Genomic DNA, 12,216 nt, shown 5'->3' with positions numbered 1-12,216 from the left:
AGTGCCTTGCTTAATAATTAATTAATAATCACATGTTATATTAACTGGCATAACTGCATAAAAAACAGCCAATAATTTAGAAGGAATGGGATAAGAAATGATTAGACGCCATGACCGCACAAGCAACAACAAACCAATATTTACTTCTTCACCGGCTCAAATAGCCAGTTCCTTGACTAAAGGAACTTTGTCAGCATTAGTTAACTCATTTCTAGAAGAAAAAAGCAAAGCAGGATCATCTGATTTACTGGATGATCTGGTATCTATTTGCCATGAGAGTAAGGCCGTTAGAGCCAATATACGTAAGAAATTATTACCATTCAAACAGCATATCACCTTTTTAAATACTCAATATTTGCATTTAATTCCACTGTTCTACCTTTGTCTTGAACAAAATGACAGTGCAAAAGCTAAGCTTATCTTAAAGCAAATTCTTGAACTAAACATCGAATTTGATGTCATAGTTCAAAGTTTAATTACTCAAAAATTAAGCTTGAACACTATAAATCCTGAAATTAAAGATCTAATTTTATTAGAAGAATATGAACTTAACCATAGCGCGGGTGATATATTAGCCACTACAGTTGGCTGGTCCTATCACTTACATAAATTTCCACAGAACAGTGATAGTAAGGCTGAATTATTATATGAACAATTTTTGAGCATTTTTAATCAACAACCATATAGTATCCTCTCTTCACAGGATGTTATAGATGATGTGTTTGATAACTTATTAAATAATTATTCTAGTCATATTCAAGGAAAACTGTTATCTCAGCAAACAACTGTAGAACAAATAATCGACTCACTTAAGATTCACAACCGGCCAGCTGATAAACCAAATCATGAAGTAGGCTTAACGCTTCTTTCTAGACAAGAAATAACGCCTGCACAAAACCGAGCATTACAAAATGCTGGCCACCCTATTCATAAAGCCATATTAGATTTCGATAACCCTGAATCAAATACTGTTTTTTTTAGTGTGATTGATAACCACCCTTCTCCTATACTCGTTATCACTACCCCTCTTGCCGCTAATGCCCGAGAAGCAAATTTTAGTTTCGCCGAGGCTTTAAACGCAATAAAACTAGCGCTAGCTGCAGATGATTTAAATAATTTTCATGTTATTGCTCCCCTGGTGGGAGAAGGCGTTACTGAAGGCCATATTACCACCTTATATCGCCCTGCTGCTAAGCTTAATCAGGGTAAAAATGTACCTGCGCCCAGGTTTACCTGTTTTGACTCTAAAATTGGGGATATTAGAGCGCTGGTAACTTCTCCTAATACATCAGGAGGGCAGCGTCAACTTTTTACGCCAAGTGCTATTTATAAGGCAGCTAAAGGACTTATGCGCTCCCTTTTTTCTGGCTCTTTTAGTAAAGAAGGCGTTAATTTCTCCGACAATGATAAAGTGCCTCAGGAATTAAAGACAATCAATTATGTATCGTTAGGGACTCAATCATTCTTTGATGGCTATAGCTGTGGTTTTCATCACCTTAGCAATAGCCTTAATATGATTGCACTTATTCAAAAGGAAAAAGAAGTTAATCGTCAGAATCTGCTTAGTAAGAATGACGAAACGAACCCCTTATTAAGGTCTACTGACTTATTAAACTCAGCAAACATTAAAGTACACAATAGCTTCAGCGATTTCCTTAAAAAAGCTTGGCAAGAAACATTTCTACCTGATATGACCGACGAGCAGCGCAAACAGACAAATTTTGCTGAATATTTTTTAGGTTGGCCGGCTAAAAATGGCCTTGTCTCTAAAATTGCTTATGTTGTTTTCTTTGGATGGCTATTTACTCCACTTAAAAATATGGTCAAGCTATCAACCGAATTGTTAATGAAAGTCGTTTCTGAATCGATTAATTATTTAAAACATCAAGTCTATGCAATTGCTCCAACCAGTGTTAGTGGACAAGTAGTAAGAAGCATGGCTTTAATTATTCTAAATGGTTTACATGCCCTTGCTGAAGGCGCCCGCTTATTAATTCGTACCGTAACCTCTCCTATTGTTAGTGCACAAGCAGGCTGGAATAAACACCCTTTACTAGGGCTACTTAGTGTTACCTGTACCCTGGCAGCACTGGTAGGACTATCTATTGTAGCGTCTCCGGTCATGGCAATTGTCAGTGCTAAATTAGGTATTGCCGTGGGACTAAATCTGATTGCGAACGTGCCCATATTACCGCAAATCGCATACCCAATCTTATGGGTTTTAGGTAAATTAGGAATTGCTGCTACACCAACACTTATAGGAGCAGCTACCCTGTCTATGCTAAGTACAGCAGCCACTTTAATAAATGGTATACGCGAAAGCTTTACTAAAGCACCACCTACTTCAAGCATTCAGGCAGGATCTGTTATACCTGATACTTCTAAACAACCGAGTATAGAGCGCTCAGCAAAAGACAGTGTAGACAATTTGGAACATATAAAGCAGCCCAACCAGGCCCAACTATTCAAAGCAACTCATAGGTCTACAGCTATAGAATCAGATTTATCCGAATCAGATTTGTCAGAATCAGATTTATCAGAATCAGAAGACGGGTTTAGCATAATAAAATAATTCTAGCCTCATTTTTAATGAGACTAGTTTAAAAAAATAATTAAGCACTTTAAATTTACCAATAGATTTTTAATTAATCTATATGTTCTTTAAATGATAATATTTTGAGTATTCATTTAATAAAAACGAGAAAATAGAATGAAGCAAAACACTGAAATTAATTACAATGAAAAAGAACAAGAGTTCCCTCTTTCTAAAGACCATTGGGAAAAATACAATAAAAAAGGTATTGATGAGAAGCGTGAGATGGTCAGATATGAAAATGGAGTTATGACTGCAACAAAAAGCTACTCGCATCTTTTTTTTTAACGAATTTAAATTAAATGCTTACTTAAAACCTAATTCAAAAATCCTACAATTTGGTGCAGCTACAGGACGTTTTCTAGAGGATTGTAAAGACACGTATCAAGTAATGGGTTATGACTACAGTAATACAGCCATTACCGCTTTAACCAACTTCGGGCCAAGAACAGATATAGCCTTTCCCTTAGCTATACGAACACCTGAAAAATTAGCTAATATTCCTTGTGACCAACATACTGACGATGAAATCTTAGTTGTACAAAAATTATAAAATTCTCATAAGGTGCGGCTGTGAGCAGGTGGCCCACCTCGTACAAATACGGCTTTTACAAGTTGATACTAGCTATTTTTCTTAAAGCCTGATTAATTTATTTACAAAACTAAGTTTGTCTTTTATTATCTTCCCCCTTTAATAAATGTAAAAATTTTAATCATTATCTTATTATGACCTATGTAATTTTGCAGCGATTATTAACGTATGGCTTGTTCTTATCTGCATTAACGAGTTGTAGTCAAGTCAATCTATACAAGGCTTTACCAAGTCGTTTGGAAAATGAAGCGCAAGTCTTAGGCTTTCAAGATATTAGGGCTTGGGGAGATAAGCAAAGTAGTGCCATGGAGAAAAGTGCCCAAGACGCCTTGCAGCAAGAATTAAAAGTCTATGGCAATCACCTACCTTCGTCTATCAATGCGCTAGCCTTATCAGGAGGCGGCGCTGATGGTGCGTTTGGCGCGGGGTTATTATATGGTTGGACTAAACAGGGCACCCGACCAGAATTCAAACTGGTCAGCGGCATTAGCACAGGCGCGCTCATTGCACCTTTCGCATTTTTAGGGCCTAAGTATGATGAGCGATTAAAAGAATTATATACATCCCTTGCTGATGAAAATATTTATGAGCTTAAAAATCCTCTAGCCATAGCCTTTACTTACATTAAGCCTGTTTTATCGCCCTCAGCCGCCAACAATAAACCATTAGAAAAACTTATTAAAAAAATTGTTAACCAAAAAATGTTAGATGCGATTGCGCGCGAACATTTAAAAGGCAGGCGTTTACTAATTGGAACCACGCAACTTAATGCTCAGCGCTTAGTCATTTGGGATATAGGCGCCATTGCTGTCAGCTCTAATCCCAATCGCCTAGCTCTATTTCATAAAATTTTACTGGCTTCATCTGCCTTACCGGGATTCTTTCCACCTCAATATTTTACCATGGCTTATAAAGGTAAAATTTATAAAGAAATGCATGTTGATGGCGGGGTAGAAACACAAGTCATGCTGTTTGAAAACGCCATTACGCCATTTGCCAGAGTGTCGCATGACTCTCAACAAAACATAGAGCGTCATTTATACATTATTCGTAATTTAAAAGTATTTCCAGAATGGGATAATGTTAATCCTCAGCTCCATAACATCGCCAGCCGCGTTATAGCCACCCTAACCAAAACGCAAGGTATAGGCGATTTATATCGAATTTATGTCTATTGTAAACGCGATAATATTGATTATAACCTTGCGTTTATTCCCAGTTATTTTGAAGAAAAACCTAAATCAATGTTTGATCATCATTACATGCGCAAACTTTTCCATGAAGGGTATCTTTTAGGTAAAAAAGGTTATAAATGGAATAAATACCCACCAAATTTCAATGAAAATAGCTAATTTAAATGGCTTTTTTTGTATTTGTTAATTTAATCTATCTATTTTAATTTTGCTAAAGAAGAATTATACTCAGCCTAGGATTTTAAGACTCATTAATCGGAAAAATAACTACACCATTTTATACAGGAAAATTATGAAAAATTTTAAAAAATTAATTGCTTGCCTGATGACAGTTAGCGTATTTTTTCTAGCAGGTTGCCAAGAAGGTCCGGCAGAAAAACAAGGTAAAAAAATTGATAATACGGTAGAGAATATTAAAGACAAAATTCAAAATAAAGGGCCTGCACAAAAAGCTGGTGAAAAACTTGATGATATGACGGGTAATAACAATTAGTCGTTTATTGTCTGATTTTCCCCTTATTTTTATTAATATTCATTTTAAATATTAGGTAACTTCCCTGAATTTTTTTATACATGATTTAATCTGAAAGAGCACAACTCTTTCAGATTACCTCGCCCTACCCCCTCGCCCACGCAAGAAATTTGAATAGTATAATGATGAGCTTCGCGGGAGAGGGAAATAGATAAATCTATTTCGAGACAGCATGTGAATCAGCCTGGGTTTAAATTCAGGCGACAAGTCCTAATAGGAACACAAACATCGTCGAATTTTTTATAATTGAAAAAGCGCTTAATTTTTCAGCTTACCCAGCATCTTAATTCTATCAATAAGCAGCCCTCTTAACATGCGGCCCTTTCGATTTAGAAAATAATTTCTGTAAGCAATCTTAAACATATTATCTATTTCTATTAATGCACTTCCCTCTCCCCAGCCCTCTCCCGCGGAAACCAGCATGATACCTACTATTCAAATTTCTTGCGCGGGCGAGGGAGGTTAAACGGGGTAAACTGAAAGAGTTGTGCCCTTTAATATTAAATCGTGTATAAACAACTTTAGGAAAGTTACCTAGAATATAAAATTTTTAACTTTAAAGAAATTAAAATAAAACTACTATTAATTTATCTTGGTAAACAAATAACAGCTCTTAAGCCACCCTCTTTAAGATTTTCCATACTAATAGACCCCTTGTGTGTTTCTATAATTTCTTTAGCAATGGTTAACCCAAGTCCTGTACCGCCTGTACTGCGTGAGCGCGATTGCTCAGCCCTATAAAAAGGTAAGAAAATTTTTTCTAATTTACTAGCGGGTAATCCCGGGCCTTGATCACTAATCCAAATTTCAATTTTCTTTTTGGTATGTTTAAGACTAATCTTAGCTAAGCCGCCATAATAAATGGCATTGGTAATGATATTATTCAACGCTCTTTTTAATAGATTAACTGAACCTATATAAACTAATTTATCTGTATCAGCAGAAAAATAAACCCGCCCGCCAGCTTCCAATGTGTCTTCTTTAATGGAATTAAGCATCGCTACTAAGTCAAAAGGCTGCGGCTGCTCTGCCTGGTGAATGTCTTGAAAATAATCTAACGTGTAGCGAATCATGATTTCCATATCCTGGATATCATGCATCATTTTTTGGTAGCTTTTTTCATCTTCCAAATTTTCAACTCGCAATTTTAGACGTGTTAAGGGCGTGCGTAAATCATGGGAAATAGCAGCCACCACGCGCGTCCGGTTTGCTAAGAGCTTATGAAGCTTTTTTTGTAGCGTATTTATTTTCTGTAAAATAGCTTGTTGCTCAACGTTACCCGTTAAAGGGATAGAAGACCAATTCTCTTGCAGTGCTGTGTCTTCAAGGCTTTGAATTAAGGTTTGAATTGGCTGGTTCAGTCCCTTAACTATTAAAAAATTTACGATAAAAAAAGCAAGCAATAAAACAATTAACAAATTAATAAAAGCGCTAGATTGAATTGAAACTGGTGGTGTCATTGTGATATTTAACCACGTGTCTTTATTAACAAATACCGAAATTGCTAAGGCATGATGCTGTTTTATTAAATTAAATACTAGTGCAGGTTGTAGCGTAAGCAAGGCATTTTTTGTATACATTGGCTTTGTTGATAAACTTAGAGTTGACCAAGGAACACTGCGTCTTTGTAAAATAGTGGGCCATTTTTCCTGCGGGTTTTTTTGTAATTTATTAACTAAAACGATTAAATTTTTTACTGCATCTGCAGGGATAGGTAGGTGCGTATTTTTAGAGTAATAATTATAAGTTTGAAAGGCTGCAAAAATAATTAAAAGATTTAAACTAATGAGTGCTAGGTAAGTTCTCCAGGCTGTTTTAGTTAATTTCATAGAGCATTCACCTGCGCTTTAAATTGATAGCCGCCTCCACGAATGGTTAATAGTAATTTCGGAGCTTTTGAATCAATTTCAATTTTCTTACGAACCCGCCCAATCAACACATCAATTGTTCTATCTTGTGAGTCAAGAGACTTATCACAGAGAAGATCCATGATTTGCTCCCGGCTTAAGATGCGTCCTGGATGTTCTAAAAAGATAAGTAGTAAATCATATTCACGTCGACTAAGGGGGATAGCAACGGCATCGGCATCGATAAGCGAATGCGTTTCTCTATCAAGAATCCACTTATCAAATTGAATCCTTTTTAAAGGTGTTAAACGCTTGCGATTTTGGTTTAATTCGCCCTGGCTTCTGCGTAATTGTGCTTTTATTCTTGCTAATAATTCTCGCGCACTAAAGGGTTTAGAAATATAATCATCGGCCCCTAATTCAAGACCTGCAACCCTATCAGCCGTACTGTCTGCCGCACTTAACATAATAATGGGTATATCAAGTGATTGCCTAATAGTCTGACAAAGCGCTAAGCCATTGATGCCTGGCAACATGATATCTAAGATGACTAAATCAAAATTATTATCCCGCAATAAAGAGTTAATAGAGAAACCATTTAATGCACACGTGGCACGAAACCCATTTTTTGTTAGGTAGTCATTTATTAGTCCCGTAATTTCTCGGTCATCATCAATGATTAAAATATGATTTTTTTTAATACTCATAGGATTATGAAAACGTCTTTAAGTCATACCAGATATGATAATGGCTAACTTCCTAATAGCACATTATTGTAACAGATTTGTTACAATAAAAGCAGTTTTTGTCATATTCCTATTACTTTCTCCTTTTAATATGGCCCGTGTCAGATTTAATTAGGAGAAATTTATGCGTATAAAAAATTATTTACTTATAGGCACACTTGCTTTATCCCTGAGTGGCGCTGGCTTAGCTTCTGCCCATCCGCTCGCAGCCCAAGAAGGTAATAATCATAGAAACTATCATTGCCATAAAGGCCCTCATGCTTTAAGACTCATCCCAAAAGAGCGACAAGAGGAATTTAAAGCATTTAAGAAAGCGCTGCATCAACAAATGTTGCCCTTAATAAAAGAAAAGCGCGCATTAAACATGCAATTAACTGGCCTATTAGCCACCCCTGGCGTGCAATGGGAACACATTTCTAAGCTGGTCGACAAAATAAATACCAATCATGCCAATATCACAACCTTGGTTGCGAAAAATAAATTAGAAGCCGTCCAGAAATTTGGCATAGTCTTGCCGTCTCGGCCTGCTTTCCATCGATGAAATCTCTGCTTACCTCCCTTAGGGGAGGTGTATACTTTTAAAATTAAAAACCTAAAGCGATTTTTCGATACGCTCAATTTCTTCTACAGTAAGCTCAAAATCATTAATGGCTAAATCATCTTGCATATGCACTGCATTCGTTGTGCCTGTTAAAGGCAACATGCCAATTTGTAAAGCGAAACGAAATGTAATTTGGGGGATGGTCTTATCGTATTTTACTGCTACTGATTGGAAGTAAGGATTTAACAGGTAACGTTGGTTCGCGGTAAGTAACGAAAACCCTTGGTAGATGATGTTATTTTGCCTACTAAATACTCTAATGGCTTTATCCCACTCTGTAATAGCAAAACAGCGGTTTTGTACAAACGTTGGCTTGACTGCAACGTGTTTATATAACTCCTCGAGCTGCGCGATATTAACGTTTGATATTCCAAGAAATTTGACTTTCCGCGCATAGACTAACTCTTCCATGGCTTGCCAAATTTCCAAATCAGCGCTATTTATACCTTGAGAGGACGTAGGGCCATGCAGGACATAAGAATCAATATAATCTGTTTGCAAATGGTTTAGTGAACTTGCAAAGGATTGCTTGACTTGATTGGTTAATGAATCAGATTCATCATAGGGCTTGCGATGATCTTGGCCTGCAGCAGAAGTAAATTTTGTTTGTATAAATAAGCTAGTGCGGCTTTTCTGACTGGTCTTTAAAAATTGCTGAATTGCATTGCCTACACCTTCTTCAAAATAGTGCTTGCGCTGATTAGCTGTATCAATACCTTTATAGCCTAACTGCAACGCCTGTAAAACAAGCTGCTCGGTTTTTTCTTCTTTCCATGCAGTCCCATATAAAATGGTAGGTATAGCTACATCCATCATTGATTCACCGTGTAAAATTATGCAAGTCAATGATATGTTAATTAATAATTAAATTAAAAGATACTTATACATGCGTTCACTTTCATCAATTATTAACATCGTTTTAAATTGACCTGACATGATTGAAATTACAGGATTTTGCCTTTAAGATAGAGTTTGACTTTTGGAATCATTTTTTTTAAGGACGAAAAAAACAATGTCAAGGACGTCGCTTAGTGCATTGCTACTTGTATTTTCTCCTAGTCTGTTTGCCGTAGATCAACCCAGTGTGATTCATACGGTAACTCGCGAGGTGAAATCTTCTCTACCTAACCAATTCCCGATTCGCTCTAACCAATATCGTGTTGTGGAAATTGATATTAACCGCCTTTACACTGAATTAGAGCATGTGCCTAATCGTAGTGATATCAAAAAAGAGCCTCCTCTTTTAATTGAATTACCACTACCGGATGGAACAATGCATGTGTTTCAGGTGATGTCAAACAGTACGATGCATCCAAAATTGGCTGCTCAGTTTCCTGAAATTAAAACATTTGATGCCTATGGCATTACCAATCCCGGAGAGCTGGTAAAATTTGATATCACGCCGAATGGTTTTCATGCCATGATTTTGTTACCCAATAAAAATACAATTTTTATTGACCCAATCGAAAAAGGCAATACCGAGAATTACATCGTTTATAATAAAAACGACTTCCTCCGTACCAGCATTAACAAATGTAATGTTTCAGGCCAGCATCCTTTAACCACCCTGAACCAATCTAAGAACTTTGCAAATTTTGCAAGCTGTGAGCTGAAGAAATATCGACTCGCTCTCGCTGCAACCGCACAATACACTGCTTTTTATGGTGGCTCAGTACCCTTAGCACTTGCAGCTGAAATCACTACAGTAAATCGTATTAATGGTATTTATGAACGAGATGTTGCGGTGACTTTAGAACTTATACCTAATAATGCCAGTATTATTTATACCAACCCATTAAACCAACCTTATACATCAGGCAATACAGAAGCCTTATTAGAAGAAAATCAAAGTAATCTTGATGCGGTCATCGGCTCGCCTAACTATGATATAGGACACGTTGTTGATGCCTCCAGTGGAAACAATGGGCTGGCAGCACTTGCAAGCGTTTGCGATGTAGGTGAAAAGGCAATGGGGGCTACCACATTTAATACACCCGTTGGTGATCCCTTTGATGTTGATTACGTTGCCCATGAAATGGGACATCAATTTGGCGCTAATCATACTCAAAACAATAGTTGCAACAGAAATAATGCCACCGCTGTAGAGCCTGGTAGTGGCAGTACCATCATGGGCTATGCTGGTATTTGCGCGCCTAATGTACAGCAAAATTCTAACAGTTATTTTCATGGCATTAATTTGCAAGAAATAGGGAACTTTGTTTCTAGTCCCACTCATACTTGCGCCGTTAGAACGCCAATTCCTCCTGCTCCAACTGTTAATCCGCTAACAGGACTCGTGATTCCGGCAAATACTCCTTTTGCATTAAGTGCATTTGCAACGAACACGAGCGGTAGTGTCTTAACTTATACTTGGGAGCAAATGGACAATGAGATTTCGCCCCAACCACCACAAAGCGACTCACTAGGCGGGCCTAATTTTAGAAGTTTTCCACCTCATTTAAGTTCTACGCGCTTTTTACCCAACTTAACTTCCTTAGCGAATAATGGGCCTTTTACTTGGGAAGTATTACCTTCTGTCTCACGTATTATGCATTTTCGTGTTTCTGTGCGAAATAATACACCAGGCGGCTCTTGTAATGCCTATCAAGATACGACGGTCACAACTGATGCAAGCGCAGGCCCATTTTTATTAAATTACCCATCTGCTAGGAATATCCAATGGCTTGGGGATTCTACGCAAGTTGTAAGATGGCAAGTTGCAAATACCAATGAGCCACCGGTTAATGTTGACTTTGTTAATATTTTATTATCAATAGATGGCGGTAATAGCTACCCTTATCTAGTCGCAACGAATGTACCAAATACCGGAAGCACTCGCATTCGTGTACCTAATCTTGGAACACAAACAGCGCGTATAATGGTATTAGCCTATAACGGTGCATTCTTTAGCGTATCTGCTAATAACTTTACTATTTCGCCCTCATCATCTATCAATTTGACCCAAGCTGATAGAAATCCGATGAATCTCAAAGAAGCGTTTATAAGCTACACCGGTTTTAATCCAAGCTCTGCGACAAGTTTTGTATTAAATGGCTTGCCTGGCGCGACAATCAGATTGGATAGAGCCCATAGCCGCTTTGTTGTAGCCAATATAAGGACACCTCGTAAGGTTGATGTTTCTATTACAGTTACTAGTAACGGTAAGACCATAACCTCAAACATAATCACTATTCCAAGTATTTTATAGGTAAGAGTTTAATATGAATAAAAAAATTATTTTAACTTTAGGTGCAATGTCACTATCCTTTGCTGCGCAAGCAAATTGGTATGCGGGTGTTAATCTAGGTATCGATGTTTTGGATACAGAAAAAAAATTAACGTACCCGTTAGATGATCCACAACCAACCTATTCTCGCTTTCGCAATTCGTCTACTAATTTTCATGGCCAATTAACGGCTGGTTTTCAACTTATGTTTGATCAAATGGGCCTTGCTTTAGAAGGCAATGCTGATTGGTATACTGGCAAGTCAACTTATAAGATTAATAACTGGTTTTTCTCTGAAAACGTGCGAGCTAATGAAAGATTACGCTATGGTTTTGGCTTATTCCTTTTGCCTACTTACCAAGTCAATCCCTATTTTCGCCTTTTCGCAGGCCCGGGTGTCAACACCAGCCAGTTTAGAATTAACTTTAGAAATACCGCCGGTAACGTTGGTGTGAGTACAAATGATAGTGAATGGTTAACAGCTTGGGCAATTAAAGTAGGTACGTCTGGCCAAATTGCTAACAATACCGAGCTTGTCTTTACTTACCAATTCGCGCAATATGAAAGAGTAACCTGGAGCCGAGTAGAACCTCTATCAGGCGATGTATTAAGAGGACGTTATAGACCAAATGTTAACCTCTTTATGTTAGGCTTAAAATACAGCCTGCCAGATGGCGCACCTGCATATGTTAAATAAAGGCGTTAATCTGAGGGTAAAACCCCATAGCTAGGCTTGTTATTTATACCTACCTCCACTTTACCTTAGTCCGAAATACCGTGGCATGACCACGGTATCCATATCTACCTGCCACAGTGGTGGATACCGCGGTCACGCCACAGTAATTCGGCTTTGTTTTATTATGCCATATTGAAACCACTAACATCC

The 12,216-nt window shown here is 37.5% G+C and carries 11 protein-coding genes; 8 read left to right on the top strand and 3 right to left on the bottom strand.

Features of this window, described 5'->3' with window-relative positions:
• Window positions 1-97: 97 nt before the first annotated feature.
• The 5 genes from DYE47_RS05450 to DYE47_RS05440 all read left to right on the top strand — a co-directional run bounded on the left by DYE47_RS05450 (window position 98) and on the right by DYE47_RS05440 (window position 4,871).
• The gene (locus DYE47_RS05450) at window positions 98-2,572 is read left to right on the top strand and encodes a hypothetical protein (RefSeq protein WP_115302294.1); all 2,475 of its coding nucleotides are present in this window, start codon (window positions 98-100) and stop codon (window positions 2,570-2,572) included.
• 138 nt (window positions 2,573-2,710) lie between these two features.
• The gene (locus DYE47_RS16010) at window positions 2,711-2,881 is read left to right on the top strand and encodes a hypothetical protein (RefSeq protein WP_160149854.1); all 171 of its coding nucleotides are present in this window, start codon (window positions 2,711-2,713) and stop codon (window positions 2,879-2,881) included.
• A gap of 103 nt (window positions 2,882-2,984) precedes the next feature.
• Window positions 2,985-3,146 carry a hypothetical protein gene (locus DYE47_RS16005; RefSeq protein ID WP_160149853.1) on the top strand — a complete coding sequence of 54 codons (162 nt, stop codon included), beginning with the start codon at window positions 2,985-2,987 and terminating at the stop codon, window positions 3,144-3,146.
• A 173-nt stretch (window positions 3,147-3,319) separates the two neighbouring features.
• Entirely contained in the window at window positions 3,320-4,537 is a 1,218-nt protein-coding gene (locus DYE47_RS05445; RefSeq protein ID WP_115302293.1) for a patatin-like phospholipase family protein, read from the top strand.
• Window positions 4,538-4,670: 133 nt separating this feature from the next.
• On the top strand, window positions 4,671-4,871 hold the full coding sequence (locus tag DYE47_RS05440) for a hypothetical protein (RefSeq protein ID WP_115302292.1): 201 nt from the start codon (window positions 4,671-4,673) through the stop codon (window positions 4,869-4,871).
• A 626-nt stretch (window positions 4,872-5,497) separates the two neighbouring features.
• On the opposite strand, the gene DYE47_RS05435 is transcribed toward DYE47_RS05440, so the two are convergent.
• Both DYE47_RS05435 and DYE47_RS05430 read right to left on the bottom strand, forming a co-directional pair.
• Window positions 5,498-6,739, bottom strand: a complete 1,242-nt coding sequence (locus tag DYE47_RS05435) for a sensor histidine kinase (protein WP_115302291.1) — start codon at window positions 6,737-6,739, stop codon at window positions 5,498-5,500.
• On the bottom strand, window positions 6,736-7,464 hold the full coding sequence (locus DYE47_RS05430) for a response regulator transcription factor (RefSeq protein ID WP_115302290.1): 729 nt from the start codon (window positions 7,462-7,464) through the stop codon (window positions 6,736-6,738). Before DYE47_RS05430 ends, DYE47_RS05435 begins: the two co-directional genes overlap by 4 nt.
• 163 nt (window positions 7,465-7,627) lie before the next feature.
• Between DYE47_RS05430 and DYE47_RS05425 the strand changes: the two genes are divergently transcribed.
• Complete coding sequence (locus tag DYE47_RS05425) at window positions 7,628-8,044, top strand: periplasmic heavy metal sensor (RefSeq protein ID WP_115302289.1); 417 nt, start codon at window positions 7,628-7,630, stop codon at window positions 8,042-8,044.
• Window positions 8,045-8,095: 51 nt separating this feature from the next.
• Here the strand turns inward: DYE47_RS05425 and DYE47_RS05420 are convergent, their stop codons facing one another.
• Entirely contained in the window at window positions 8,096-8,917 is an 822-nt protein-coding gene (locus DYE47_RS05420; protein ID WP_115304022.1) for an aldo/keto reductase family protein, read from the bottom strand.
• A 199-nt stretch (window positions 8,918-9,116) separates the two neighbouring features.
• Here DYE47_RS05420 and DYE47_RS05415 point away from each other — a divergent pair, with 199 nt between their 5' ends.
• Complete coding sequence (locus DYE47_RS05415) at window positions 9,117-11,312, top strand: reprolysin-like metallopeptidase (protein ID WP_115302288.1); 2,196 nt, start codon at window positions 9,117-9,119, stop codon at window positions 11,310-11,312.
• Window positions 11,313-11,325: 13 nt separating this feature from the next.
• Window positions 11,326-12,027, top strand: coding sequence for an outer membrane protein (locus DYE47_RS05410; protein ID WP_115302287.1), 702 nt, complete (start codon window positions 11,326-11,328; stop codon window positions 12,025-12,027).
• Window positions 12,028-12,216 lie beyond the last annotated feature (189 nt).

This window comes from Legionella beliardensis (genome assembly GCF_900452395.1).
GTDB lineage: Bacteria > Pseudomonadota > Gammaproteobacteria > Legionellales > Legionellaceae > Legionella_C > Legionella_C beliardensis.
This window is presented reverse-complemented; position numbering and strand designations above follow the sequence as displayed.

Coding starts and splice junctions, on each gene's coding strand:
- DYE47_RS05450 (WP_115302294.1), top strand. CDS start 98: ATGATTAGACGCCATGACCGCACAAGCAACAACAAACCAATATTTACT.
- DYE47_RS16010 (WP_160149854.1), top strand. CDS start 2,711: ATGAAGCAAAACACTGAAATTAATTACAATGAAAAAGAACAAGAGTTC.
- DYE47_RS16005 (WP_160149853.1), top strand. CDS start 2,985: ATGGGTTATGACTACAGTAATACAGCCATTACCGCTTTAACCAACTTC.
- DYE47_RS05445 (WP_115302293.1), top strand. CDS start 3,320: ATGACCTATGTAATTTTGCAGCGATTATTAACGTATGGCTTGTTCTTA.
- DYE47_RS05440 (WP_115302292.1), top strand. CDS start 4,671: ATGAAAAATTTTAAAAAATTAATTGCTTGCCTGATGACAGTTAGCGTA.
- DYE47_RS05435 (WP_115302291.1), bottom strand. CDS start 6,739: ATGAAATTAACTAAAACAGCCTGGAGAACTTACCTAGCACTCATTAGT.
- DYE47_RS05430 (WP_115302290.1), bottom strand. CDS start 7,464: ATGAGTATTAAAAAAAATCATATTTTAATCATTGATGATGACCGAGAA.
- DYE47_RS05425 (WP_115302289.1), top strand. CDS start 7,628: ATGCGTATAAAAAATTATTTACTTATAGGCACACTTGCTTTATCCCTG.
- DYE47_RS05420 (WP_115304022.1), bottom strand. CDS start 8,917: ATGGATGTAGCTATACCTACCATTTTATATGGGACTGCATGGAAAGAA.
- DYE47_RS05415 (WP_115302288.1), top strand. CDS start 9,117: ATGTCAAGGACGTCGCTTAGTGCATTGCTACTTGTATTTTCTCCTAGT.
- DYE47_RS05410 (WP_115302287.1), top strand. CDS start 11,326: ATGAATAAAAAAATTATTTTAACTTTAGGTGCAATGTCACTATCCTTT.